General features: G+C 42.2%; 22 protein-coding genes, 1 riboswitch and 1 other annotated feature. Of the genes, 3 read left to right on the top strand and 19 right to left on the bottom strand.

The features are described 5' to 3' along the window. Window positions 1-43 precede the first annotated feature (43 nt). The 13 genes from H7992_RS09205 to zapA form a co-directional block, all read right to left on the bottom strand. Window positions 44-1,261, bottom strand: coding sequence for an aspartate kinase (locus H7992_RS09205; RefSeq protein ID WP_067207851.1), 1,218 nt, complete (start codon window positions 1,259-1,261; stop codon window positions 44-46). Between the two features lie 91 nt (window positions 1,262-1,352). Continuing rightward, window positions 1,353-1,532: riboswitch (Lysine riboswitch) on the bottom strand. 49 nt (window positions 1,533-1,581) lie between these two features. Next, the gene (gene uvrC, locus H7992_RS09200; protein ID WP_187047343.1) at window positions 1,582-3,375 is read right to left on the bottom strand and encodes an excinuclease ABC subunit UvrC; all 1,794 of its coding nucleotides are present in this window, start codon (window positions 3,373-3,375) and stop codon (window positions 1,582-1,584) included. Between the two features lie 146 nt (window positions 3,376-3,521). Further along, window positions 3,522-3,836, bottom strand: coding sequence for a thioredoxin (gene trxA / locus H7992_RS09195; RefSeq protein ID WP_067207845.1), 315 nt, complete (start codon window positions 3,834-3,836; stop codon window positions 3,522-3,524). A 125-nt stretch (window positions 3,837-3,961) separates the two neighbouring features. Continuing rightward, the gene (locus tag H7992_RS09190; RefSeq protein WP_187047342.1) at window positions 3,962-4,936 is read right to left on the bottom strand and encodes an electron transfer flavoprotein subunit alpha/FixB family protein; all 975 of its coding nucleotides are present in this window, start codon (window positions 4,934-4,936) and stop codon (window positions 3,962-3,964) included. A 32-nt stretch (window positions 4,937-4,968) separates the two neighbouring features. Beyond that, window positions 4,969-5,742: an electron transfer flavoprotein subunit beta/FixA family protein gene (locus H7992_RS09185; RefSeq protein ID WP_187047341.1), complete on the bottom strand. Its 774-nt coding sequence runs from the start codon at window positions 5,740-5,742 to the stop codon at window positions 4,969-4,971. Window positions 5,743-5,767: 25 nt separating this feature from the next. After that, on the bottom strand, window positions 5,768-6,541 hold the full coding sequence (locus H7992_RS09180) for an enoyl-CoA hydratase (protein ID WP_067213902.1): 774 nt from the start codon (window positions 6,539-6,541) through the stop codon (window positions 5,768-5,770). A gap of 175 nt (window positions 6,542-6,716) precedes the next feature. After that, a complete protein-coding gene (locus H7992_RS09175) occupies window positions 6,717-7,298 on the bottom strand; it encodes a fatty acid metabolism transcriptional regulator FadR (RefSeq protein ID WP_067207836.1) in 582 nt (193 codons plus the stop codon). 91 nt (window positions 7,299-7,389) lie between these two features. After that, window positions 7,390-9,087 (bottom strand): AMP-binding protein, encoded by a 1,698-nt coding sequence (locus H7992_RS09170; RefSeq protein ID WP_255428631.1) that lies wholly within the window; start codon window positions 9,085-9,087, stop codon window positions 7,390-7,392. A gap of 228 nt (window positions 9,088-9,315) precedes the next feature. Then, window positions 9,316-9,729 carry a DUF350 domain-containing protein gene (locus H7992_RS09165; protein WP_067207831.1) on the bottom strand — a complete coding sequence of 138 codons (414 nt, stop codon included), beginning with the start codon at window positions 9,727-9,729 and terminating at the stop codon, window positions 9,316-9,318. 483 nt (window positions 9,730-10,212) lie between these two features. Continuing rightward, window positions 10,213-12,522, bottom strand: a complete 2,310-nt coding sequence (locus H7992_RS09160; protein WP_067213901.1) for an endonuclease MutS2 — start codon at window positions 12,520-12,522, stop codon at window positions 10,213-10,215. A 64-nt stretch (window positions 12,523-12,586) separates the two neighbouring features. Next, window positions 12,587-14,293, bottom strand: a complete 1,707-nt coding sequence (gene polX, locus H7992_RS09155; RefSeq protein ID WP_067207829.1) for a DNA polymerase/3'-5' exonuclease PolX — start codon at window positions 14,291-14,293, stop codon at window positions 12,587-12,589. A gap of 102 nt (window positions 14,294-14,395) precedes the next feature. After that, on the bottom strand, window positions 14,396-14,935 hold the full coding sequence (locus tag H7992_RS09150) for a CvpA family protein (protein ID WP_067207826.1): 540 nt from the start codon (window positions 14,933-14,935) through the stop codon (window positions 14,396-14,398). 9 nt (window positions 14,936-14,944) lie between these two features. Beyond that, the gene (gene zapA / locus H7992_RS09145) at window positions 14,945-15,223 is read right to left on the bottom strand and encodes a cell division protein ZapA (RefSeq protein WP_370569982.1); all 279 of its coding nucleotides are present in this window, start codon (window positions 15,221-15,223) and stop codon (window positions 14,945-14,947) included. A gap of 73 nt (window positions 15,224-15,296) precedes the next feature. Between zapA and rnhC the strand changes: the two genes are divergently transcribed. Further along, complete coding sequence (gene rnhC / locus H7992_RS09140) at window positions 15,297-16,232, top strand: ribonuclease HIII (RefSeq protein ID WP_187047340.1); 936 nt, start codon at window positions 15,297-15,299, stop codon at window positions 16,230-16,232. Window positions 16,233-16,443: 211 nt separating this feature from the next. On the opposite strand, the gene pheT is transcribed toward rnhC, so the two are convergent. The 3 genes from pheT to H7992_RS09125 form a co-directional block, all read right to left on the bottom strand. Further along, window positions 16,444-18,855 carry a phenylalanine--tRNA ligase subunit beta gene (gene pheT / locus H7992_RS09135; RefSeq protein WP_187047339.1) on the bottom strand — a complete coding sequence of 804 codons (2,412 nt, stop codon included), beginning with the start codon at window positions 18,853-18,855 and terminating at the stop codon, window positions 16,444-16,446. A 13-nt stretch (window positions 18,856-18,868) separates the two neighbouring features. Beyond that, window positions 18,869-19,906 (bottom strand): phenylalanine--tRNA ligase subunit alpha, encoded by a 1,038-nt coding sequence (gene pheS, locus H7992_RS09130; RefSeq protein ID WP_067207815.1) that lies wholly within the window; start codon window positions 19,904-19,906, stop codon window positions 18,869-18,871. Window positions 19,907-19,986: 80 nt separating this feature from the next. Next, window positions 19,987-20,217: a binding site (T-box leader), on the bottom strand. A 61-nt stretch (window positions 20,218-20,278) separates the two neighbouring features. Then, window positions 20,279-21,043: a TrmH family RNA methyltransferase gene (locus H7992_RS09125; RefSeq protein ID WP_187047338.1), complete on the bottom strand. Its 765-nt coding sequence runs from the start codon at window positions 21,041-21,043 to the stop codon at window positions 20,279-20,281. 91 nt (window positions 21,044-21,134) lie between these two features. Here H7992_RS09125 and sspI point away from each other — a divergent pair, with 91 nt between their 5' ends. Both sspI and H7992_RS09115 read left to right on the top strand, forming a co-directional pair. Beyond that, a complete protein-coding gene (sspI, locus tag H7992_RS09120) occupies window positions 21,135-21,347 on the top strand; it encodes a small acid-soluble spore protein SspI (protein ID WP_067207810.1) in 213 nt (70 codons plus the stop codon). A 535-nt stretch (window positions 21,348-21,882) separates the two neighbouring features. After that, window positions 21,883-22,323, top strand: coding sequence for a universal stress protein (locus H7992_RS09115; RefSeq protein WP_187047337.1), 441 nt, complete (start codon window positions 21,883-21,885; stop codon window positions 22,321-22,323). Window positions 22,324-22,368: 45 nt separating this feature from the next. On the opposite strand, the gene H7992_RS09110 is transcribed toward H7992_RS09115, so the two are convergent. From H7992_RS09110 to H7992_RS09100, 3 genes are all read right to left on the bottom strand, one after another. Continuing rightward, window positions 22,369-22,884, bottom strand: a complete 516-nt coding sequence (locus H7992_RS09110) for a DUF2798 domain-containing protein (protein WP_187047336.1) — start codon at window positions 22,882-22,884, stop codon at window positions 22,369-22,371. Window positions 22,885-23,072: 188 nt separating this feature from the next. Next, entirely contained in the window at window positions 23,073-23,636 is a 564-nt protein-coding gene (locus tag H7992_RS09105; RefSeq protein WP_187047335.1) for a TetR/AcrR family transcriptional regulator, read from the bottom strand. A gap of 335 nt (window positions 23,637-23,971) precedes the next feature. Next, window positions 23,972-26,125: a peptidoglycan D,D-transpeptidase FtsI family protein gene (locus H7992_RS09100; protein WP_187047334.1), complete on the bottom strand. Its 2,154-nt coding sequence runs from the start codon at window positions 26,123-26,125 to the stop codon at window positions 23,972-23,974. Window positions 26,126-26,138: the final 13 nt, after the last annotated feature.

Genomic DNA, 26,138 nt, shown 5'->3' with positions numbered 1-26,138 from the left:
GCACTTGCAATAAAATGGTTAACAATAGACATAACAAATTATTTCAGTCGTTGTCTAACCCGAATTGTTTATGAAGCGCCGCTACCGCTATTTCCATATCCGATTCTGGAATAACTACGGATACCTTAATTTCAGACGTACTAACCATTTTCACAGGAACTGATGCACTACGGAGTATCTCAAACATTTGTGCAGCGACTCCTGGGTTGGATACCATTCCACTTCCAACGATTGAAACTTTCGCAAGACCCACTTCAAAGTCGGCTCTGTTGTAACCAAGGGCTTCTTTTTCTGTCTCCAAAACATTAATAGCTTCTGCAAAATCCTCTTTCTTAATGGAAAATGACACAGACGGCTGTACGCCTTCCATAATTGTCTGGACGATAATATCGACGTTAACATGGTGATCCGCAAGTGCAGTGAATATATTCGCAAGCGAGCCATTGTATGGAACGTCATACATAACTGTAATCCGAATAATATCTCTTTCAAAGGCGATGCCCCGAACAATTAAATTGTTTTCCAAATCAATTTCCTCCTTGATAATCGTTCCTTCACCTTCCATATGTGCAGGTCTGACCCGAAGCGGCATTTGATGGTTCTTGGCAAACTCCACCGCTCTTGGGTGAAGTACTCCTGCGCCTAAATTCGCGATTTCAAGCATTTCATCATATGATATTTCCTCAAGTTTCTTCGCTTGTCCAATTAATCTTGGATCTGTCGTAAATACCCCTTCAACGTCTGTGTAAATATCACAGATAGCTGCATCAATTGCAATCGCAATCGCCACAGCACTTGTATCAGATCCCCCGCGACCAAGTGTTGTCAACTCACCCGAGCTGTCAGCACCTTGAAAGCCGGTTATCACTGCAACAGCACCCGATTCAAGCGTCGATACAACCTTATCTGCATGGACTTGCTCGATTCGCGCATTGCCGTGAACTGACTCTGTCGTTACACCCGCTTGCCACCCTGTATATGAGCGAGCCTCCAAACCTTGTGCCGCAATTGCCATCGCTAAAAGGGATGCTGTTACTTGCTCACCTGTCGCAAGTAGCATATCAAGTTCGCGGCGGCCCGCTTTCGGATTAACTTCCACGGCGAGCTTTAGAAGATCATCCGTTGTTTTTCCCATTGCAGAGACGATAACCGCAACTTGATTCCCCCGACTTACTTCACCTTGTACAAGCTTTGCAGCGCGTGCAATCCTCTCGGGGTTCGCAACTGATGTGCCACCAAATTTCATTACAATTCGTTCCATAATTATTCCCTCCAATTTCCCCCTGAACGCAAAAACGGCCCTCATAAGTATGAGAGCCGGTCCGATTGGAGCGCTCGCCGAAGAGCCGCCCCGTTCAGATAGCTCTCCAGGTATTTTTATACCTGACAGACTTCCATTTATTCAATGGAAATCCAGCAGGACAATCGTGACAGCCGATTGGTCCGCTTCGGCGAATACTCCTTTCAATCCCGTTCATCAGGCTGCCGCCTTCCGGAGATTTACTATTGGTATCCGCACCTCTATCTTCACTACATATGCAATTTTTTAGTGAAAAAACTCAGTGCTTTCACTCTATCACATTACTTCTCTTCTCGCAATGCCTCTTCACGGAAATACGTTTCCACTGATTCCGCAACCACCTTCGGCAAGCCCGCTTGTTGCAGCTCTTCAACGGATGCTTCACGAATCTTTTTCATAGATTCAAAGTGTTTAAGTAATAATGTTTTCCGTTTCGGTCCGACGCCTGGTAATCCATCGAGCGCTGATGTCAATGAATTAGTTTCGCGCCGTTGCCTGTGGAAAGTAATTGCAAACCTGTGCACCTCGTCTTGAATTCGCTGTAACAAGTAAAACGCTTCACTCGTTCTCTTTAGCGGGATCATTTCAATCGGATTGCCATAGAGAAGTTGCGCCGTCTGGTGTTTATCGTCCTTCGCAAGTCCAGCAATTGGAATCGACAAGTTCAACTCATCTTCAATGATTTCCCTGGCCGCTTCCATATGACCTTTACCACCATCTATAACGATTAGGTCAGGTAATGGCAAATCATCCTTTAGCACACGGATATAACGCCGCCTTACAACCTCACGCATCGCCGCATAGTCATCGTGTGCTGCCGCAGTTTTCGTCTTATACTTTCGGTAGTCTTTACGGTTCGGTTTCCCATCAAGGAATGACACCATCGCAGAGACGGCATCTGAACCGTACATATGTGAATTATCAAATGCTTCAATACGGTACGGTATGGTGATATTCATCGCCTTGCCAAGTTCTTCACATGCGCCAATTGTACGAAGTTCTTGTCGTTCAATAAGTTGGAACTTTTCTTTCAATGATATCTCAGCATTCTTGATGGCTAGATGGACGAGATCTTTCTTTTTACCGCGCTGCGGAATGAAGACGTTGACATCTAGAAGTTGACGGACGATTTCACTATCCATTCCCTGAGGCAACAGGATTTCTTTCGGGATTAAATGTTGGGACTTACCGTAAAACTGCCCGATGAACGTTAGCAGTTCTTCTTCCGGTTCTTGATAAACCGGGAATAGCGATACATCCCGTTCAATTAGCTTTCCCTGACGGACGAAAAAGACTTGAACACACATCCATCCATTGTCCACAGCAAATCCGAAGACATCACGATCAGTGAAATCACTCATCGTCATCGCCTGTTTTTCCATAATCGCTTCAATATTAACAATCTGATCGCGGTATTCTTTCGCGCGCTCAAACTCCAAATTCTCCGCAGCTGCAGCCATTTTTTCCGTCAATTCTTTTTTCACACTTTTATAGCCGCCATTCAAAAAGCGGGTAATATCATCAACCATTTCCTTGTACGTTTCCAATTCCACTTCATTGACACAAGGGGCGAGGCACTGGCCAAGATGGTAATACAAACAGACCCGATCAGGCATCGTATGACATTTTCGATAAGGATAGAGCCGGTCAAGCAACTTTTTCGTTTCACCGGCGGCAAAAGCATGAGGATACGGACCGAAGTATTTCCCTTTGTCTTTTTTCACTTGTCTCGTAATGATTAGTTTCGGATGACGCTCTGCCGTTAATTTTAAGTATGGATAGGTCTTATCATCTTTTAACATGATATTATATTTCGGATCATACTGTTTGATAAGGTTCAACTCGAGGACAAGCGCTTCCAGATTGGTTGAAGTGACAATATATTCAAAGTCTATGATTTCTCCAACAAGTCGCTGTGTTTTAGCATCATGGCTACCCGTAAAATAACTACGAACCCGATTTTTCAACACTTTCGCTTTTCCCACATAAATGATTGTCCCTTGCCTATCTTTCATCAAATAACAGCCTGGCAACTCCGGTAATATGGCCAACTTTTCTGCGATTAACTCATTCATCTAATTCACCTACCAAAAAACCGGGTGCCAATGAAGGACCCGGTTATTCTATCAAATACATCTCGGCTATTTGCGACTGCCGCTTCGCTTTCATCGCAAAAAATATTTCGCCCAGATTTTGAACTTCTGCTAAATCAAGTTACTAATTAAGCGTGTTTTGCAATCAATTCAGCAAGTGCTTCTTTTGGTTTAAAGCCGACAACTTTGTCAACAATTTCTCCATCTTTGAAAAGAACCAAAGTAGGGATTGACATGATACCATATTTACCAGCTGTTTCTTGGTTGTCATCAACGTCAACTTTAACAATGTTCGCTTTACCTTCGATTTCGCCGTTTAGTTCTTCAAGAACTGGAGCGATCATTTTACAAGGTCCACACCAAGGTGCCCAAAAGTCAACAAGGACAAGTCCTTCTTTAATATTTTCGTCAAAATTCTGATCAGTCGCGTGAATAATAGCCATAATAAATTTTCCTCCTCTTAATAGATAACCTATGTCTGTATTATAGCATGCAGCTATATGACGGGCTAAATATATGCTTAGTTATTGAAAGAAGCTCCCCACTATTGAGGGAGCTTCACTTTAAATTAGTTTGTCTTAATTTTTTTAATTTCTTCAATCATCATCGGAATAACCTCGAAAAGGTCACCAACAATTCCATAGTCTGCTACTTTGAAAATATTCGCTTCTGAATCTTTATTGATTGCCACGATTACTTTCGAGTTAGACATTCCTGCCATATGTTGGATTGCCCCCGAAATACCTGCAGCAATGTACAAGTCCGGTGTAACAACTTTACCAGTTTGCCCGATTTGTAGAGAATAGTCACAGTAATCCGCGTCACACGCTCCACGAGATGCACCGATTGCTCCACCTAAAAGTGTCGCAAGTTCTTGCAATGGTTCGAAGCCTTCCGCACTTTTCACGCCACGGCCCCCTGCAACAACAACTTTCGCTTCTGAAAGATCGACACCCTCTGTCGATTTACGAATAACTTCTGAAATGATTGTACGAAGATTGGTAACATCAACAGATAGTGCAGCTACGTCGCCTGTTCTGCCTGCGTCGTGCTCTAAAGGCGCAATGTTATTCGGACGTACTGTGATGAATAGAAGTCCGTCTTTGTTCTTCACTTTTTCAAATGCTTTACCAGAGAAGATTGGACGGATGAATACCGCAGCATCGCCCTCGCCTTCAATAGTAGTTACATCAGAGATTAAACCTGATGCTAGTTTACTAGCAATCTTAGGTGACAAATCTTTCCCTAAAGCTGTGTGACCGAACACAATAGCTTCCGGTTTCTCTTGTTCGTAAACCGCCATAAACGCTTGGCTGAATGCGTCAGAAGTATATAGTTTCAAATGTGGATGTTCCACAGTAACGACACGGTCTGCTCCGTAATGAATCATTTCTTCTGCAAGTGACTGAACAGCATCGCCGAGCAATACCCCGACAACCTCTCCGCCTCCCGAAATCTTTTTAGCAGCTGCAATCGCTTCGAATGAAACGTTACGCAAAGCTCCTTCTCGTGCTTCCCCAAGTACTACTACTTTTTTAGACATTTATAGTCCCTCCATTACAATTAAAAGTCTGATTAGATTACTTTAGCTTCATTTTTAAGCAGATTTACAAGTTCATTCACTTGATCAGAAATTTCGCCTTCAAGAATACGTCCAGCAGCTTTTTGCGGCGGAAGGTAAATTTCGATTGTTTGTGTTTTCGCTTCTACGTCATCTTCTTCTAGGTCAAGATCATCTAGTTCAAGCTTTTCAAGCGGCTTTTTCTTCGCTTTCATAATACCTGGAAGTGACGGGTAGCGTGGTTCGTTAAGACCTTGCTGAGCAGTCACTAGTAATGGCAGTGACGTTTCAATTGTTTCAGAATCCCCTTCAACATCACGAATGATTTTGACGGATGTACCGTTGATTTCAAGGTTCGTAATTGTCGTTACGTAGTTAATGCCTAGAAGTTCAGCCACACGTGGACCAACTTGTCCAGAACCGCCATCAATTGCAACGTTTCCTGCAAGAATCAAATCTACTTCTTTATCTTTCAAATACTCAGCAATAATTTTAGCAGATGTGAATTCATCCATTTCATCAAGGTCATCTTCAGTATCGATTAGAACCGCTTTGTCTGCACCCATTGCAAGCGCTGTTCGAAGTTGTTTTTCCGCGTCTTCTCCACCGATTGTAATGACAGTTACTTCGCCGTCATTTGCGTCGCGTACCTGGATAGCTTCTTCAATTGCATATTCATCATAAGGATTGATGATGAACTCCGCACCATCCTCAGAAATTTTACCGTTAGAAACCGTGATCTTTTCCTCTGTATCAAATGTCCGTTTTACTAGTACATAAATATTCATATTGCAGGCCTCCCTAACTTTTTAATTATTTCCCTTTAAATACAGGTACACGTTTTTCAAGGAATGCTTGGATTCCTTCTTTTGCATCCTCAGAGACGAAAACTTCACCGAATGAATCAGCTTCTGCCTTCACACCTTCATAATAAGAAGGATGCTTCGTAAATTGCAGCATCTCTAGTGCAGCTTTCACTGCGACAGGACCCTTCTTAGCAATCTTCTTAGCAAGCTCCATTGTTTTAGGCAGGAGTTCTTCATCTGTATAAGCATGATTGGCAAGTCCTAGACGGGCTGCTTCTATCCCACTGATTGGATCACTCGTTAATAACATCTCCGCTGCTTTCGGCATGCCGACGTAACGCGGAAGCCGCTGTGACCCAGCAAAACCGGGGATTAGACCCAATTGCAATTCCGGCAAGCCCAGTTTCGCATTTTCAGTTACAATCCGCATGTGACAGGCCATCGCTAGTTCAAGCCCACCACCCAGTGCCGCGCCATGAATAGCGGCAATAACCGGTTTAGAGAAACGTTCAAGCCGTTCAAAAACTTCTTGTCCGCTTGCGGAAAGTTTTGAAAATTCTTCGCCTGAAGTGACAGATGTAAATTCTTTAATATCTGCTCCAGCCGAGAAAAACTTGCCTTCTCCGTGAAAGACAATGACTCGTACAGAATCGTCGTTCTCCACTTGATCAAGTAATGCATTCACTTCCAGTATGAGTGCGCGTGAAAGCGCATTCGCGGGTGGCCTGTTAATTGTCGCAACAGCTACCCCATCATCAATTGCTACTGTTAGAAACTCCATTTCATCCCCACTTTCCATCAATAACACCTCGGCGTAATTGCGTCCAAATTTTGAATTGTGCCTGCTGGATGCAGGTATGCAACCTTTGCCGCAGGACTCGGCGAACTTTGGTTGCCTTCCCGAACCCACTTCAAAATTTGCGACATCCGCCAGAGGCTACTTAACTTGATTCAAGTTACGCTTTCATTCCATTCATAATCAGCCTATGTACTTCGGGTGATAGTTTCATTAAATCATATTTTTGATCATTCATCACCCATGAAGTGATTGTTTCGTCAATTGTACCAAATACCATTTGTCTAGCAAGTCGGATATCAAGGCCTTCGTCTAGCGCCCCATTCACGATTCCCTCTTTCAAAATTGCATCTAGGAGCGTTAAATATTCTTTTAGGACTTCGTTAATACGAAGACGTAATTCTTTATTCGATTGACGAAGTTCTAGTTGCGTAACAATTGCCAAGTGACGGTCTTCATGCAGAATGCGAAAATGACTGTCAATCAGTCTGAATAGCTTTTCAGATGTATCAATATCCTGTTTCAATATAACTTCGACGTTATTTACGAAAATTGCCATTTTTTCTCTAAAAACAGATATCAGGATATCTTCTTTATTTTTGAAGTAAAGATAGATTGTCCCGTCAGCAACCCCCGCTTCTTTTGCTATCTTCGAAACTTGGGCTTGGTGGTATCCATTCTCAGCAATGACAATGACTGCCGCATCTACTATTTGCTTATATTTTGGTCTATCTCGTTTCATATCTATATATCACCACCAAAAAGAAAATATGAATGATGATTCATTCATATTTTCATATTAGTTGTTAACGGCTACTATGTCAAGCATTACATCACAGTGGAAGTAATTCCTTTTCAGCTTTCTCTTTTTCTTCATCAATCAAAGCACGGCGTAAAATTTTCCCGACAGCTGTTTTCGGCAATTCTGTACGGAATTCATAAAGTCGCGGCACTTTAAACGATGCTAAATTCTCTCGGCAATACTTATCAAGCTCTTCCTCCGTTACAGTAGCTCCTTGTTTCAAGACAATATAGGCTTTGACAGTTTCGCCCCTGTACGGATCTGGGATACCCGCGATAACACATTCCTGTATCGCTTCATGTTCATAAAGAACCTCTTCAATCTCCCGTGGATAAATATTGAAACCGCTTGCAATGATTATATCTTTTTTACGATCAACAACATAGAAATAACCCTCGTCATCCATATATCCAAGATCCCCAGTTAAAAACCAGCCATCGCGGAAAGTTTGTTCCGTATCTTCCGGTCTATTCCAATAGCCTTTCATCACTTGAGGGCCTTTTACCGCAATTTCACCAATTTCTCCATTCGCCAGCGGTTCTGATGACTCAGGACCAAGTATGCAAGAATCTGTATCTGGCCAAGGGACACCAATTGATCCTTTAGCTCGTTTGTCTGCCCAAACGAAATTTGAATGGGTAACGGGAGACGTTTCCGTAAGACCGTATCCTTCGACGAGTTTCCCACCAGTGACTTTCTCGAATTTCTCCTGCACTTCGACTGGTAATGCGGCAGAACCACTAATACACGCTTTAATTGAAGATAGATCATATTTTTTAAGATTAGGATGGTTTAAAAGTCCAATATAGATCGTAGGTGCGCCAGGAAATAAGGTTGGCTTCTGTTTATCGATTGCTTTCAAAGCCGTTTCAAAATCAAATTTAGGGATAAGTACCATTCTATTCCCTTGCATGACAGAAAGAATTAATACGGTTGTCATTCCATATACGTGGAAGAATGGCAAAATACCCATGACCGTTTCTTCGCCTTCTTTACACTTATACAACCATTCGCCACACATTTTAACGTTAGAAATAAGATTAGCGTGTGTCAACATGACTCCTTTTGGAGGACCCGTTGTGCCACCCGTATATTGCAGCAACGCAATATCTTCATCGTAATCAAAGTCATAACTAACCGGATCTGATTTTGCGACTTTCATAATTTCCGTGAATAGATGGTTCATTCCACGGTGCTCAACTTTCACTGTAATCCCGTGTTCTTTTTTCTGAATGAATGGATAGATGAGATTCTTAGGAAACGGTAGGTAGTCTTTTATTCCCGTTATTATTACATGCTCAAGTTTTGTGTCTTTAACGATTTTCGAAATTCGCGGAAATAGAATGTCGAGTGAAATGATTGCTTTCGCTCCAGAATCAACCATTTGATAAGCCACTTCACGCTCCGTATAAAGAGGATTCGTCTGAACGACGATTGCACCCACATACAATATCCCATAGTAGGCAATTGCCCCTTGTGGACAGTTTGGAAGCATGATTGCAACCCGGTCCCCTTTGACAATTCCGATAGTTGTCAAATAGTTCGCGAACTTCAAAGCTGATTCATGAAACTCTTTAAATGAGATGTCTTTACCAAGGAAATGCATAGCCATCTTGTTAGGATATTTCTCGCTGGATCTTGTCAAGAATTCCTGAATAGGAATATGTTCATAGTCAAGCGTCTTTGAGATTTCAGCGGGATATAAGTCCAGCCAAGGTTTCATTGTCAAATAAAAGCCTCCTTTTTCCTCTTCTTCAATTCTTTGAATATTCCTAATCTAATTATAGTAGTAATTGAGTCAGGTTTCAAATAGAATATTTTATGTCAATAAAAAAAGCCTTGACCAGAATAAACTGGTCAAGGTGTATTTGCCGTCATCCAATAAATACCTACTGCGATAAATAATACGCAGACAACGAGTAATATTTTAGCTAATTTTTCCACAACTTCACAACCCTTATGAAATACTTGCTCCTATAACGAATGAAAGTCCCACTGATATCGTCAAGGATATGAAACCGACCGCACGATTATCTGCTTCGATTTCCTTATCAATATTGAATTTAGGTGTCAGGAATTCAAACAACAAATAGGCGAAAATAAGCAGGGTAAATCCAAACAAGCCCCAGCCAATCATTTGAGGTAATGAATTATGCTGTTCGATTGAGTATCGAAAAATGTTTGCTACCCCAAATATTTTACCACCTGTCGCAAGTGCCACTGCAACGTTTCCTTTTCTAATTTCTTCCCAATTCTTATATTTCGTGACGAGCTCAAAAAGCACCATTGAAACGATAAGACATAGGACTACTACACTGAAATAGCCTGCTGATTCTACTAATGGATGATTCCAAAATTCGGTTTTATTCATAGTTTTAGACTCCTTTTACGTTCGGTCATTCCTTCCTATACGGATAAGCACGTAAAAGGTTTCAAAAACGGGAATATACTTTTTCATTAGCGCATGAAACTTTGAGAGAATCTTATCCACTGAGTAGGTGGATATAGAGATTCCTTTCAAGTCGCTGCGGCGCTCGGGGATGCCTTCCGCCCTTAGCGAGAGCACTGAAAAAGTACGATTTCCTTCAATCCCGTTGATTTCCGTTCCGAGCGGACGCTTTCCGCGGGCACGGCTTCAGTCAATCGAACTACGAAGGGTTCGATTTGCCGTATTTCTGTGTTCTTTGCAGAAATTAAGGCATTCTTGCCCCGTGCTCCCAACGCTAGCAAAAGCCGCTCTTCACTACTATCAACTAGTTCTTACTATAAAAAAGAACTTTTTCAGTGACTCCTCCTTGTAAGGCGCCTTTGCTTGGTTTATACAGGTATACATTGGTTAACTTAAACAGTGGAATTATTTCAATTCAACAACAGTAACGCCGTGTCCGCCTTCACTGGCTTCGCCAAATCGGTACGTTTTCACGCGGCTGTGATTTTTCAAGAATTGCTGGATACCTTGCCTTAACGCCCCTGTCCCTTTGCCATGAATAATCGACACTTGGTGATAATTTGATAGGAGCGCATCGTCCAAATACTTCTCTGTGCGGAAAATTGCATCTTCATAGCGTTCTCCCCGCAGGTCGAGTTCCATTTTAACATGTGTATCTCGTCCCGCTACTGAAGTTGATACATACTGTTTTTTCTCTTTTTCAGGTTTAACAAATTCCAGTCCTGATTGATCAAGCTTCATCTTCAAAATACCAATTTGGACAATCCATTCATGATCTGAAACTTTATCAATGAGCGTCCCTTTTTGACCATAACTGAGCACTTTCACTTCGTCACCTGTTTGAAGGGCCCTTGGCGCTGCCTTCGCTTTCACTGCCTTCTTCTTCGCTTCAGCAGGAGCAGCGCCTTCAAGACGTTTTCGAGCTTCAATCAATTCGTGTTCTTTTACGTTTGCCCCCACATTCAGGCGCATTGCACGTAAATCTGAAATGATTGCTTCCGATTCACGCTTCGCATCTTCGATGATTTTTTTGGCTTTCTCTTTTGCTTTTTCTTCCATTCGTTCTTTCTTGTTATCGAACTCCGCTAGTTTTTCTTCCAATTCACGTTTCAAACGATCCGTTTCTAGTAAGATGTCATGCGTCTCTTCTGCATCTTTTTCTGATTGCACACGGCTTGTCTCAAGCGAAAGGATCATTGAATCGACTTCACCGCGATCTGTACCCGTGAATTTTTTCGCCCGATCAATAACCCTGTCCTGCAATCCTAGTCGCTTTGAAATTTCAAACGCATTACTGCGTCCTGGAACGCCTATTAACAAACGGTACGTAGGACTAAGCGTGTCAACATCAAATTCAACACTTGCATTGGCAACGCCTGGACGGTTATAGCCATATGCTTTCAACTCTGGATAATGAGTTGTTGCCATTACTCTTGCACCACGTCCATGCACTTCATCCAGAATCGAGATGGCAAGTGCCGCCCCTTCCTGCGGATCCGTACCCGAACCGAGCTCATCGAATATAATAAGGGAACGGTCATCGTATTTCTCTAAAATATCGACGATGTTCACCATATGTGAGGAGAATGTACTAAGGCTTTGCTCAATCGATTGCTCGTCTCCAATATCAGCATAGATCGAATCGAACACTGCAACTTCAGAGCCGTCGAGTGCCGGTATAGGAAGTCCTGCCTGTGCCATTAGCGTACATAATCCTACCGTTTTTAATGTGACCGTTTTCCCGCCCGTATTAGGTCCGGTAATAACGATGGTTGTGATATCTTTACCGAATTCAATTGTATTCGCAACTGCTTCTTCCATCGACAACAAGGGATGTCGCGCTTTCGTTAGACGAATATAGCCTTTATTGTTCACTTCGGGCTTCGTGCATTTATGCGCTTTGCCAAATTTTGCTTTCGCAAGGATAACGTCGATTTCAGACAGTATCGCAACAAGGGTGAATAAATCATGTGCGACTTCCTGCACTTTCGCGGACAGATCGATAAGGATTTTCTCGATTTCTTCCTGTTCCTGCAGTTTTAATCTTCTAATTTCATTATTTGCCTGTACGACTGCATCAGGCTCGATGAAAAGCGTTTGACCAGACGACGACATATCGTGAATAACACCACGGTAATGCGAACGATACTCCGACTTTACTGGAATCACATAACGGTCATTCCGGATAGTGACAATGGCGTCGGATAACATCGTTGCAGCATTTTTCCCACGTGTATAACTTTCCAGCTTTTCACGTACGCGGCCTTCCTGCATTCGCAAACCTTGCCGAATTGTACGTAGCGATCCTGAAGCGCTGTCGACAACATGCGCATTGTCATCAATGCATGCATTGATTTCGTGTTCCAAGCCTGTCAAAATCGGAATGGCATCTTTTTTCGCAATGAAATGCGGAATTTCAATATCTTCATCTGCCACTATCGCTTCAATGAATTGACGCAGGTTCCGGCTTGCACGGATTGTGTTGGCTGTTTCCATCAATTCATAAGCACTCAGCATGCCGCCCATTTGTGCACGTTTGGCATGGGGTCTAATATCGCTAATTCCGCCCATTGGCACATTGCCACGAACGCGAAGTATCGATAACCCTTCGTCTGTTTCCTCTAGCAGTTTTACAACTTCATCAAAATCACTAACGGGTACTAATTTCTCCATATAAGATCGACCGGCGAATGATGTGCAATGAGTTGCTGCCATATCCCGGATTTTATCGAACTCAAGTGTTTTTAAGACACGGTTTTCCAATGTCTTACACTTCCTCTCACTTCCGCACAATTTCGCGGATAAATTTATCGAGCGGCCACGTATTAACGACCGTCTCTTTTTTCAACCATGCTTTTTTACCGTAGTTTACGCCAGTAGTCATATAATTTAGTTGTTCAATTGCATGTGCATCTGTATTAATGGCAATAGTAACTCCAGCTTCCTGCGCCATAATCAGATGATCAGTCGCAAGGTCGAGCCGATATGGGTTCGCATTCAACTCAAGTATTTTACCATACTCCTTCGCCCACTGAATAAGTTGGGGTACATCAGGATTATAACCTTCCCGTTGACCAACGATTCGACCGGTCGGGTGTGCAATCATATCGACGTGCGGATTTTTCATAGCCGTATGGAGCCGTTCCATAATCAATTCCTGTGATTGACTGAAATTAGAGTGAATAGAAGCAATGACAAAATCTAACTCACTTAGCAGTTCATCATCAAAATCCAGTGTAGCGTCAGGAAGGATGTCCATTTCCGTTCCGCAAAAAATTTCGATATCATCATATTCTTTATTCAACGAACGGATCTCCACGATTTGTTCACGTATTCGTTCAGGTGTTAGTCCGTTCGCAACTTTGAGATACTGCGTATGGTCTGTGATAACCATATAAGAATAGCCCTTAGCACGGCAGGCCTCAACCATTTCACGGATTGAGTACGCTCCGTCCGACCATGTTGTATGCATATGAAGGTCCGAACGGATGTCCTCGATCGCTACCAAGCCGGCTAGTTCATCGACACGATCGATTTCACTGCCATTTCTGCGCACTGCAGGCGGGATGAACGGCAAACCGAAGTGAGCGAAAAATTGTTCTTCTGAATCGAATGTCTCGATGGAACCATCTTCATTCTCCACTCCGTATTCACTTATTTTCATTCCTCTAGATTTCGCAAGTTGGCGCATTTTGACGTTATGGTCTTTCGAGCCAGTGAAATGATGAATAGCACTTGCGAATTGTTCTGCTTTCACGAAGCGGAAATCGGCGTCAATCGCCTCTTCCAAGTCGAGTGTTACAGACAGTTTCGCATCCCCTGCCGCAATCGTCGCAACCAGAGGTAATGTGGCAAGTAGCTTTTCCCGTACAGTTGCGGGCTCGTCCGTCACAATGATGAAATCGACGTCACTACTTTCCTCTTCCGTTCGACGGTAACTTCCAGCGACAGAAAAATGTTTAATCTCTGGTATCAAACGAAGTTCCTGCTCAACAAATGTAACAACCTTCTCCATTTGCCAATGCGGAAATTTCCCTTGACGAGTTCCTAAGATTTCAATTTCGCTCAACATATTCTCTTCTGTCTTCTTGCCGAAACCAGCTACTTTACTTACTTCCCCTGCCATGCATGCCGCATGGAGCGATTCAACCGAATCGATGCCAATCGCTTCCCGTAGTTTGGCGATTTTCTTGCCACCTAGGCCTGGTATTTTCAACAATGGAATAAGCCCTTTTGGCACAGCTTCTTCCAGTTCTTTCAGCAGATCAGACTCTTCTTTTTCTAGCAAATCGGTAATGACAGCACCCGTGCCTTTGCCAATCCCTTTCAACTTTAAAATATCATCCATTTCGGATAAACTGCGTGGATCTAGTTCAAGCACGTTGGCCGCTTTTCTAAATGCTGCTACTTTGAAATGGTTTTCCCCAAGCAACTCCATATATAAAGCGATTTTTTCAAACGTGCGAATGATTGTTTTTTTATTCACTATAAGCCCTCCTGTTCTGATATACGGAAGCGTCCTTTTGCATTCGGCCGCTGCGGATAGACAATTCTAGAAAAAAGCTTCCCTCCAAAAAGGGGGAAGCCGTCAGTTTGTATAAATGTACCACCATTTTTTCACAGTTTCAGATAGCACCGGCGTATGTTCAAACATCGACTTAGCAAGCAATGAATTGCTTATCCTTTCTTGGATAAACTCTATCGGTAGCATAGCCAGCAGATAGAGAACAAGGAACATAAGTATATAGAATTCGATAAATCCGAACAAAGCTCCCGCAATACGTGCAACGAAACCGAGGACGGGCAAATACTTCAGGAAATCAAACATAGATGCAATGAGCTGCAATCCAAATTTGACAACAAGAAATATCAAAACAAATGCCAGTAATTGATAGAACGTCCCATCTAGATCAAGTTGTTCAACTGTCATGGATAATTTTGAACCGGCAGTCACACCTGGATAAGGAACCCAAAGAACAAATGCTTCCGCAAGTTGTTTATAGTACGTATAAGCGACGACAAGTGCGATGATGAAACCTGTCATATGTATAATTTGGACAATGAGTCCCCGTCTGAATCCAGTTACGAGTCCCCCAAATAGGAGGATAATAATTAATAAATCAAGCATGTAATACCGTCAACCCTTCAGCTTATTCAATTCTACTTCTAATTGTTCAATTTGCATTTTTAATTTAAGATTATCATGTACACTATTAACGGCGGTTAGCACAGCGATTTTTGTACTGTCGAGATAAGGGTTATGGGCACTGATTTCCCTCATCCTTTCATCGACCATCGAGGCGACCAGCCGCATATGAGTGCTTGTTTCGGTACCGACCATTTTATAGGTCTGTCCGTATATGTCAACTGCTATGCGTGTCTTCTGTTCGTCTGCCAATGATACGACCTCCCACATAAAAAACTCTGTTATTAATCATACCACGAAATGGTTTTAGTTGTGAATTAAGTCGACGAGAGGAAGTTATAAATTGAGTAATCAAGTTATTATTGTAAACAGTCAAGATATGAAAAAAGTGATAAATCATTACACGTCTTCAAAAGTCTTACGCAACGCTCCTGGCGTCGTCTTTGCAGCGAAACTACCTGATACCTCAATCACAGCCTACAAGTCCGGAAAAGTACTATTCCAGGGCGCAGGATCTGAACGAGAAGCCGCGCGTTGGGGTACTGCAGAAGTTAAAGCTGGGTCGGCCGCATTGAAAACAAAAGGTGATGTGCTGCCAGACCGCTTAGCACAGTTATCCGTTCTCGGGTCAGATGAAACAGGAACGGGTGATTTCTTCGGGCCTGTTACTGTTGCAGCTTGTTTCGTCCGTGCCGATCAAATAGAGCTTGTTCGCGAACTTGGTGTAAAAGATTCAAAAATGCTAACAGATGACCTCATGCGAAAAATCGCACCTGATTTACAGGAGGCGCTCATTTATAGTGTGCTGACGCTTGAAAACGAGAAATACAATGATGTACAAGCGAGCGGCTGGTCTCAGGGAAAGATTAAAGCCCTCCTTCATAATCAGGCACTTAAGCATGTACTCCGGAAAATGGACGGAGAGAAACCCGATTATATTTTGATTGACCAATTTGCGGAGCGCGGAATTTATTATAATCACATCAAAGCGGAGGCTGAAATTGTGCGAGAGAATGTGCTGTTTTCGACAAAAGCGGAAGGTCTTCATATGTCGGTTGCAGCTGCGTCAATTATTGCACGTGTTGCGTTTTTAGAAGAGATGGAACGGTTGAGTGGTATTGCAGGAATGACACTGCCAAAAGGCGCAGGACCGCGAGTGGATGAGGTGGCCGCCAAGATTTTATTGAAAAGCGGTGAAGATACTTTGAAATCACTGACGAAGTGGCATTTTGCGAATGCAGGGAAAGCTAAGAATCTCGCGGTTAGGAAAAGACGGTGAGTTTTTGACGTGTAATCACAACTTTTCGTTTTCGCGAAAATCTAAGCAACAAATGCCAAGGTAATTACTGTAATTGCAACTTTACGTTTTTAATGGCAACTCTAAGATTCTAATTTCAATTTTTCAAACGTAGTTGCAACTTTTCTTTTCTAATTGCATTTCCCCAAAAAGAGGCACACAGAATAGAATTCTGTGTGCCTCTTGATTTTAGTTATCCGCGAAGCAAAGCTCCTGCTTCTGTTGTTAATGCGTTCAATACTTTGTCATGCGCTTTGACAACTTCTTCGTCTGTCAATGTGCGCTCAGCATCTGAATATGTCAGTGAGAACGCAAGTGATTTCTTGCCATCTTCAACATTGTCCCCTTCGTACAGGTCAAACAATCTAACGTATTTCAACAATTTACCACCAGCGCTGCGAATAACGTTTTCAAGCATACCTGCTGATGTATCGCTCGAAACGACAAGCGCGATGTCCCTTGAACTCGATGGGAAACGTGGAACCTGGGTATATAAAAGTTCTTCCGTTTCAACTGCCAAAATTTTAGCAAGGTTCATTTCCATTACATATGTGTTTTTCAAATCACGTTTTTTCTGTTCTGTCGGGTGAATTTGTCCAATCAAACCAATCCGTTCGGCATTATAGAAAATGTTTGCTGTCCGTCCAGGATGCATCCCGTCAAGAACAGTTTGTTCGAATGACAGACCTTCAGAAAGACCGAGACTATCCATCATGCCTTCGACAATTCCTTTTAGAACGAAGAAGTCGACCGATTTCGTTTCAGCTTGCCATGCATGGTCAACCCATTTCCCAGTAATAACAGCTGCAACATGTTCAACTTCTTGTGGCAGTCCATCTTCCTCTTCACCAAGGAATACCGATCCAGTTTCATAAAGTGCTACCGAATCCATACGGCGTGCAACGTTGTATGTTGCAGCCTCAAGGAGATGCGGGATAAGACTTTGCCGAAGGATACTGCGGTCTTCACTCATCGGCATCAGAAGTTCTGTAACAGGTGCTGTTTCAAGCGCGTAGCTTTGTGCCTGTTCCTTAGATGTTAATGAATACGTCAGTGCCTGGAAGAGTCCTGCGCCTTCAAGGAACGCTCTAACTGTACGACGTTTCGCTTGATACGGCGACAACCCACCCGGCGTCGATTCCGTTATTGGAAGTGTCATTGGAATCAAGTCATAGCCGTACATCCGTGCAATCTCTTCGATAATATCTTCTTGGATTCGAAGATCCTGCCTGCGTGTCGGTGCGTCAATGATCAATTTTCCGTTCACCGCTTCTGTAGGGATTTGTAATCCGTCTAAAATAGCTAGCATTTCTTCTAGAGGGATCTTCATACCAAGGCGATTGTTAATATAATCCGGTGAAACAGTAATGCGTACAGGCGTTTTATCGAGTTCATCAACAATGACAGATCCAGCAAGCACTTCGCCCCCCGCAATTTCAGCCATAAGCTGTGCGGCACGTTCTGCTGCTGCTTCGACTCGATTAGGATCGACTCCTTTTTCAAAACGTGTACTCGCATCACTACGAAGTCCAAGCTCTCTCGATGTACGGCGGACAGATCCTGATGAGAAGTAAGCAGATTCGATGACAACCGTCGTCGTTCCATCATGTACTTCCGTATTTAATCCGCCCATTACGCCAGCAATCGCTACAGGTTCTTTACCATTCGTAATAACAAGTTGATGCGCTTCCAGTGTCCGTTCAGTATCATCCAATGTCGTGATTTTTTCACCTTGTTCCGCAAGACGGACAGCGATTTCACCTGTTCCAAGACGGTCATAGTCAAATGCATGAAGCGGCTGACCGTATTCCATCAACACAAAGTTTGTAATATCGACAACGTTATTATGTGGACGTACTCCAGCAGCCATTAAACGGTTTTGAAGCCATAACGGCGATGCTTCTACTTTAACGTTTTTAACGACTTTCGCTACGTACATCCGATTTTCTTCTTTTGCATCGATACGCAGTTTCAGCATATCTTCGGCTTTTTCATTTGAAGCCGTGTAGTTAATTTCAGGGAGTTGTATACCTTGTGATAAAATCGCTCCAACTTCATACGCAACGCCTATCATGCTGAGTGCGTCTGAACGGTTTGGCGTTAAATCGAATTCAAGCACTTGATCATCAAGACCAAGCAGCGGGAGTGCGGATTCACCTGGTACAGCTGATTCAGGAAGCACATAGATTCCTTCTGCATATGCTTTTGGTACAAGCTTGCCTTCAATTGCAAGCTCTTGAAGTGAACAGATCATTCCGTTCGATTCCTCACCACGCAGTTTTGCTTTTTTAATCTTCATGCCGCCTGGTAGTACTGCACCTGGACGTGCAACAATGACTTTTTGCCCTTCTGCAACGTTGGGAGCACCACAAATAATTTGTGTAGTTTCTTCCCCAACATCCACTTGACAAATATTCAACTTATCCGCTTCAGGATGTTTCACACATTCCAACACATAACCCACAACTATGTTCGTCATACCATGCGAACGGTCGATGATGGAATCAACTTCAATGCCCGAACGTGTAATTTTCTCCGCAAGGTCTGCCGTAGAAATTCCCTCTATATTTACATATTCACTTAACCATTTTGTAGATACTAACATATTCGTCTCCTCCTCAAGCTTCCGTCCGGTGGAATTGCGATACAAACCGCACGTCATTTGTATAGAAATGACGGATATCTTCCACACCATATTTCAACATTGCAATACGTTCAGGGCCCATACCGAAAGCGAAACCTGATACAACAGCGGGGTCATAACCAGCCATTTCCAGTACATTCGGGTGTACCATACCGGCACCTAAAATTTCGATCCAGCCTGTTTTCTTACAAACGTTACAGCCGTCTCCGCCACATTTGAAACATGAAATGTCCATTTCAACAGACGGTTCCGTGAATGGGAAGAAACTCGGACGCAGACGGATTTCACGCTCATCGCCAAACATTTTTTTAGCGAATAAAGAAAGTGTCCCTTTCAAGTCGCTCATGCGGATATCTTCACCAATAACAAGCCCTTCAATTTGCGTGAATTGATGAGAATGCGTCGCATCGTCACTATCACGACGGTACACTTTACCTGGGCATATAATCTTAATCGGCGCGCCGCCTTTCGCTTCCATCGTCCGTGCTTGAACTGGTGACGTATGTGTACGAAGAAGAATATCTTCGGATATGTAGAACGAATCTTGCATATCACGTGCTGGATGGCCTTTTGGCAAGTTCAGCGCTTCAAAGTTGTAATAATCTTTCTCAACTTCAGGACCCTCAGCAATTTCATAGCCCATGCTAATGAAGAAGTCTTCGATTTCCTCAACAACACGTGTTAACGGATGGTGATTTCCAGTACGTGCAGGACGTCCAGGCAATGTTACATCAATCGATTCTTTTTCAAGCTGTTCGTTGATGGCTAATTCTTCAAGTTTCGCCATACGGTCTTCGAGCACTTCTGTCACTGCCTCACGAATAACATTGACAAGCGCCCCCATTTTCGGACGTTCTTCAGCAGGAAGTTTTCCCATGCCTTTCAACAAATCAGTAATTGGCCCTTTTTTCCCTAAGTAGGCTACACGAACTTCATTCAATGATTTTACATCTGAAGCTGCTTCAATTTTTGCAAGCGCCTCTACTTTCAACAGTTCTAATTGTGCTTCCATGTCAATTCTCCTTTCAAAATAAAAAAAGTGTAGGGCGTCTGGCGCCCGAAACTAGACGAAATAAAAACCCCGCCCCTTAAAAAAGGGACGAGGACGATTTCGCGGTACCACCCTGATTATCATACCCGAAGATATGATCACTCAAATCGGAATAACGGTCCGGCACCGGCACACCTTTACAGCTTACGCTGGTCCTGGCGGCAGCTCACGGGGTGAACTTCGACAATCATTTACCCATCTGCGCTTTCAGTCAAGGCGCGGACTCCCTTTCGGCTCATGTATTGTTTACTTTTCCCGATCATTGCTTTTCATTTCTATTCATAACCAATAGTATACCCGATTATGATTTGATCATCAACAACATGCTAATTTTCACACTTTAGAATACGTATATAGCAGGATACCCGTTGCCACTGCGACGTTTAACGATTCTGCTTTGCCGTACATTGGAATCTTGACCGTATTATCCGCCATCTCAAGCAAATCCGGATTGACGCCACTGCCTTCATTTCCAACAATCAATGCAAATTCGTCTTGTGGCCAAATATCGGAATGATTCACAGCATTTTTCAATCCTGTCCCCAAAACTTGGATGCCCGCTTCTTTCGCCTTAGCCGTCCATTCAATAAGATCACCCTTGACGATTGGAATATTGAAATGTGAGCCTTGCGCAGAACGTACTGTTTTCGGGTTATACGAATCAGCGGTCCCCATTCCAAGAATAACTGCATCCATTCCAGCAGCATCTGCCGTCCGAATCATCGTTCCGACATTACCAGGATCCTGGACTGCGTCAATTAACAAAAGTTTTTTCCATGCTGAATAATCCTCTTCGGCATGCTCCGGCTGACGGCAATGTGCATAAATACCCTGCGACTGCTCCGTTTCCGAAATTTCTTTCGCAATTGCCTCTGTTATCTCAACAAGCTTTACACCTTCGATAGACCATCCTTGAGGTATTTCAACTCCGTCACGGGTGATCAACGCGAGAATTGTCCCGTTACTTTTTAATGCCTCTTCGACGAGATGAAAACCTTCGACAAGGAATTCTTTCGACAGATCGCGTTCTTTTCGTGTTGTGACAAGCTTTTTCCAATGTTTCACGAGTGCGTTTTGTGATGATTCAATTCGTTTCATATGTACGTTACCGCCTTTTTCTTTTCAGTGTATCAAATGACGGTATAGTTGGCGATATTTGTGTCCAAAATGAAAGTGGGAGGTTGATAAAATGGATTTTCAAATAAGAGATGCCATTTCAGCAAACATGACGAATAATACAGCGGATGATATCCGTAACGTTGTGGAAGATGCTATTAAACGAGGTGAAGAGCACCTGTTACCTGGACTAGGGGTGTTTTTCGAAAAGCTATGGAATCATGCAGGAGAACAAGAAAAAACAAAGATGGCCGGAGAGCTAGCACAAGTATTTGCGGCAAGTTGAATTATGCAAAGATTTCACGGAGCACTATCACCGGCGCAATCTTCTATCACGGCGTTTGGATAAACGTAAAGCCGCTCATTAATTGAGCGGCTTTTGTATTTTAAGAACTAGCTATTTTCCAAAAAGAAATTAAAGCCCTTCGGCGTTGCAAAGCCAAATACAAGTATCCATAATGCAATACTGATGGTCATCCATATGGTTGTGTTCACTTTGCTTGCTCCATACAATAACCCGATGAGTGCGGCGGTATGCGTGCCAATCCAGGCATGCCGTATTTACTTCAAATTCATTTTCCCCATTCGTTCCGACTCGAATTCCTTTTTCCACGACCCCATCTATCCACTTTTTAAAGCAGTGAAAATAGAAAGAAAAACTCGAAGAAAAGTATATTGGATAATCCGAAAAATTTTATAGTCGTTTTAGTATTTGCAGTGATTAATGTTATATTGTATTTGTTCATGAAAAAATCGAAAAATGTGAATTCAAAATAACTACAACTGATTTATTACATAATTTTAAAAGGAGTTTATGACTAATGGCAACTGATTATAAAAGTATTGTAGTAGCTGTAGACGGTTCAAAAGAGGCCGATTTTGCATTTCGTAAATCACTTGAGATTGCATATCGAAATCAAGGATCACAATTAAACCTCGTTAACATTATTGATACGCGCTACTTGGGACCTCTTGATAAAGAAGTTGCTGGGCAAGTCAAAGAACAATCTCAACAAATTTTAGAACGCTATAAAGCACGCGCAGCAGCTGCTCGCGTTGAAAATGTAACTATCATTATTGAATATGGTTCACCTAAAACGGTGATTACAAAAGAGATTGCTAAATTGGTGAAGGCAGACTTAATTATTTGCGGCGCTACGGGGCATACGCCAGTAGAGCGCTACTTAATTGGTTCTGTATCTGAAGCAATCGTACGTTCAGCTAAATGCGATGTTTTAGTCATCCGTACGCCTGCTGAATGAATAATAAAAAAATCGCTCAGACTTTTGAAAAGTCTGAGCGATTTTTTAGATATTTTGTGTATTCGTTTGAACTGCGGCTTTTCTATCTTGCGCTGCGTGCATTTTAACTATTACTAAACGTGCAAATGGTTGGATCACTACGCTCTCTAAAAATAGGGCGAGTAAGAAGTTACGGGGCCAGATTTGGATAAAGTGTGCAAAGATATCAGTTGTAAAACCATCCCCAATGATAACCCCAACAAATGTCATTGTAAATGACATGCCTAATACTGTGAAAATTGTACGGAACATAATACGAGCAGCAAAACCATCTGTTGGCGAAATGAATTTAGATGATAAAAATTCTGCAAAACGACCGATTGCTACCGGTTCAATTATCATGACGAAAACCCAAATAATAGGTAACACGATTAGCATGTTCATTGCAACATCTTTGTTGAAGCCTCCAGCAGCAAGGATCATATTGATTGGTCCCATTGTTAATACTGATAATGTTACGATAATTGCGCCAAATAACGCGCCCTCTTTACCGTTTTTCGGTAGTCTGTTTTCTTGATGCATAGTTTGTTTTTCTTCCTTTCAAAATTCATATTTGAGACCTACGTTAAATACATCGATGAATATGCCAATAACAAATCACGCTATGGAGTGAATAATCGTAAGATATATCAATAAAACCGCAGTAAATGCAATTTACACTAAAGATGCACTCAGTTTAACAAACACAATATTAACGGGTTCTGTCGAATTTACTTGTTCACTTTTAATATACCCGGCAATAATGTGGCAATTGTTTTCAAAGGTGTTGCGGATTTTTGCGTCAAACATAGCATCATTGCCCCCTCAATCGAAGCTGTCATCAACAATGCAATAGCGGAAGCTGATTCACTCGAATAGCCTTCCGTTATAAGTTTCTCATAGTAAAGGTGTTGAATGTTTTCATATAGAGCACTACAAGCAGTACGGACTGGTTCACTCATCGTTGCCATTTCACTGACAATGCTACTAAATGTATAGCCGATAATGGTGCCACTTTTTTCAAAATCCTGAATTAACTTATCAATCATTGAGAGTATGGCGTCCTTAGCTGATAGATGCCTGCCGAAAATAACTTTGATATCTGTGGTAATGGCCTCATTTAAACCTTGTAAACAAATAATCAATAATTCTTCTTTTCCGTTTGGAAAATGATGATAGAGCGCTCCTTTTGTAACATTACAAGCTTTTAAAATCTCGTTAAGTCCGACATTTTTATATCCTTTTTGTTGAAAAAGGGTCGTAGCAGTATCAATTAATTGCGATTTTATATCCATATTTGATGTATCTCCTTCCACATACCAACTGGTCTGTTTGTAAGTATAACAAAATTTTACCCAGAATTACAGTTTTCAGTTTTTTCGAATTTCAGATGACAAAGAACACGCCTTATTTGAAGGGGTTATTTTAGAATTCTAGGAGTTTTTTCTTAGCGATAGGCGGAGGAATATCCATGAATATTCTTTTAAAATTAATTGACAAGAAGACTGTATGTATTTTATAGGAGCGGATTCTCTTTTCGAAGAGCTTAATTTCATTTTCATCATAGATAGCGGCTTAGGCTTTTATCTATTGAAAAAGTAGGGAAACCATTCTTCTGGTTTCCCTACTTTTATTTTTCAGATTCTTTTTTAGGTGCCTGTATAATTGGTTGCTCGGCTGCTGTAGAAATTTCTTCTTTAGCTCTTTTTACTTTTAGTTTAAAATATTCGTCTACTGCTTGTTGGATAATCTTATTTTGAGCACCAGCCGTTTGATCTCCTGGCTTTGTAGTAATGTTTGGGATAAGAACCGCATAAGCAATTTCCGGATTTTCGTAAGGTGCAAACCCCACATGGGATAGATTGATTGTCGATTTCCCTGAACTGAATGCTTGTGCGGTTCCCGTCTTCCCTGCTCCATCATAGTCTTTTCCAGCAAAATGATTCGAGGCCGTTCCTTTAGGTGCATAATACACGTAATGCATACCACGCTTCACTTGATCAATTTCCGCATCAGTACTATGAATCCTATTTAAAATATTGACCTCTGTTTCTTGAATGAGAGAACCAAGAATTTCACCATCCTCAGATGGTTCGCGTATTTCTTTTAATACTTTTGGAGCTATCCGATAACCACCATTTGCAATTGTTGAGACGTATTGAGCCAATTGAAGTGTTGTATAGGTATCGAACTGCCCGATGGATAAATCCATTAAAATACCGATTGAATTACTTTCGCCAATCAGACCGCGTGACTCCCCCGGTAAGTCAATGCCAGTTTTTGTTCCAAGTCCAAAAGACGCGAAAGAATGTCGGAACGTATCAAATGCATTTTCCCTAATGCGTTTCGCTCCTTCAGTGCTGTTGTTAGAATCCGCCATAGCCATTGCGATACGGAACATATAAACGTTCGAAGACTTGCCGATTGCTTCAATATCAGTTACAGCAACCCTAGAGTCTTGATTAAACAGCGATCTTTTTGTAATTCCACCGATTCTAATCGGTTCATCTATCTTCGTTTCGCCGATACGTACCACATTTTCCTGATACCCCGTAAGAAGCGTCGCCATCTTCACTGTTGATCCCGCTTCATGGAGCGCAGTAAATGTACCATATGCATAGTCCCATATTTCAAGTTTTCCTGTTTCTGGATTCGTAACAACTTGCTTACCTACAAGCGAAAGAACTTCACCGTTATTTGGATTCATCATAACTACAAAAGCCCTGTCCAATTCTCCGGTATTTGGCCCTCTTTTCAATTCCAACAGTTTATCCGATACAATACTTTCAATTGTCTGATTCAGTTCACTATCAATCGTCAGAATAAGATCCTTACCAGGTTCGCCTTGTCGGATTGTTTTCGTTTCGACGACACGCCCGCTACGATCTTTAATATTCTTCACAATTGTTTTTTGCCCTTTTAACAAATCCTCATAATATTGCTCAATATAACTTTTTCCAACACGGTCATTTCCTGAATAATCCCGTGCCAAGAAATAATTCTCACGGGATTTAGGAATACCTTCAATGGGGCTCGTGGTTGTCCCTAGAATCGTATTGTCTGATCTTCTCACACGTTCCCAATCTGTCGTTGTATCCACGCCCGGTAACTCTCCTAGACGTTCAGATACAGTTGCGAATTCCTCGTCCGTCACATTTCCACTTTTCACTATTTGCGGTGAGTATGCATAGCCCGACATCATTTCTCTGTAAATCGCAAGTACTTCTAGCTCCTCTTCCGTAAAAGAATCAATTTCTTCGTCCGTAATTCGTTTTCGTGTAAGCCTATTAATCTTCTTCTGCAATTCCGTCCGTGAAAGCTTACTATCCTTTTCAAGTCTCTCTTGTTCCTTTATAGAAACTTTTTCCGTTGCTGCTTTTGAATTCTTTAAAATCCAAAAGTCTCTCTTATCTCCAGGGGTAATCCTTTTCGTCTCTTGTTCAATCAAGACCGCAAGTTGCTCAGCAACTTTAAGCATCTCGGCTGAAGTCGTCGACGTCATTTTCGTATATGTAATGGCGTTCTTCGGATCATTATCAACTAGAACAAGCCCCATACGGTCAAATATTCTTCCCCTTGGCACACTTGTGTTGACAGGTATTTCTTCCTTTTTTTCCAACTCACGGGAATACTCTTCACCTTTAACGATTTGTAAATAGCCAAGGCGAAAAATGAGCAATGAAAATAGGACAAAGATTGAAAAGAATAGGAAGTTCATTCGCAATACGATCTGTTTTCGTTGGCGTATTTTAGCCTGATCCGCCTTGCGTATCTGTTTTTTCATTACGCCCCTCCCT

This window comes from Sporosarcina sp. resist (genome assembly GCF_014302295.1).
In the GTDB taxonomy this organism is placed as follows: domain Bacteria; phylum Bacillota; class Bacilli; order Bacillales_A; family Planococcaceae; genus Sporosarcina; species Sporosarcina psychrophila.
This window is presented reverse-complemented; position numbering and strand designations above follow the sequence as displayed.

What these genes read in the sequence shown, in the direction of transcription:
- H7992_RS09125 (WP_187047338.1), bottom strand. Translation starts at nt 21,043, where the DNA reads ATGAAACGAATTGAATCATCACAAAACGCACTCGTGAAACATTGGAAA.
- H7992_RS09185 (WP_187047341.1), bottom strand. Translation starts at nt 5,742, where the DNA reads ATGAATATTTATGTACTAGTAAAACGGACATTTGATACAGAGGAAAAG.
- H7992_RS09165 (WP_067207831.1), bottom strand. Translation starts at nt 9,729, where the DNA reads ATGAATAAAACCGAATTTTGGAATCATCCATTAGTAGAATCAGCAGGC.
- pheS (WP_067207815.1), bottom strand. Translation starts at nt 19,906, where the DNA reads ATGGAAGCACAATTAGAACTGTTGAAAGTAGAGGCGCTTGCAAAAATT.
- sspI (WP_067207810.1), top strand. Translation starts at nt 21,135, where the DNA reads ATGGATTTTCAAATAAGAGATGCCATTTCAGCAAACATGACGAATAAT.
- uvrC (WP_187047343.1), bottom strand. Translation starts at nt 3,375, where the DNA reads ATGAATGAGTTAATCGCAGAAAAGTTGGCCATATTACCGGAGTTGCCA.
- H7992_RS09115 (WP_187047337.1), top strand. Translation starts at nt 21,883, where the DNA reads ATGGCAACTGATTATAAAAGTATTGTAGTAGCTGTAGACGGTTCAAAA.
- zapA (WP_370569982.1), bottom strand. Translation starts at nt 15,223, where the DNA reads ATGTGGGAGGTCGTATCATTGGCAGACGAACAGAAGACACGCATAGCA.
- H7992_RS09190 (WP_187047342.1), bottom strand. Translation starts at nt 4,936, where the DNA reads ATGTCTAAAAAAGTAGTAGTACTTGGGGAAGCACGAGAAGGAGCTTTG.
- H7992_RS09175 (WP_067207836.1), bottom strand. Translation starts at nt 7,298, where the DNA reads ATGAAACGAGATAGACCAAAATATAAGCAAATAGTAGATGCGGCAGTC.
- H7992_RS09150 (WP_067207826.1), bottom strand. Translation starts at nt 14,935, where the DNA reads ATGCTTGATTTATTAATTATTATCCTCCTATTTGGGGGACTCGTAACT.
- H7992_RS09100 (WP_187047334.1), bottom strand. Translation starts at nt 26,125, where the DNA reads ATGAAAAAACAGATACGCAAGGCGGATCAGGCTAAAATACGCCAACGA.
- trxA (WP_067207845.1), bottom strand. Translation starts at nt 3,836, where the DNA reads ATGGCTATTATTCACGCGACTGATCAGAATTTTGACGAAAATATTAAA.
- H7992_RS09180 (WP_067213902.1), bottom strand. Translation starts at nt 6,541, where the DNA reads ATGGAGTTTCTAACAGTAGCAATTGATGATGGGGTAGCTGTTGCGACA.
- H7992_RS09110 (WP_187047336.1), bottom strand. Translation starts at nt 22,884, where the DNA reads ATGCATCAAGAAAACAGACTACCGAAAAACGGTAAAGAGGGCGCGTTA.
- pheT (WP_187047339.1), bottom strand. Translation starts at nt 18,855, where the DNA reads ATGTTAGTATCTACAAAATGGTTAAGTGAATATGTAAATATAGAGGGA.
- H7992_RS09160 (WP_067213901.1), bottom strand. Translation starts at nt 12,522, where the DNA reads ATGGCAGCAACTCATTGCACATCATTCGCCGGTCGATCTTATATGGAG.
- H7992_RS09205 (WP_067207851.1), bottom strand. Translation starts at nt 1,261, where the DNA reads ATGGAACGAATTGTAATGAAATTTGGTGGCACATCAGTTGCGAACCCC.
- H7992_RS09105 (WP_187047335.1), bottom strand. Translation starts at nt 23,636, where the DNA reads ATGGATATAAAATCGCAATTAATTGATACTGCTACGACCCTTTTTCAA.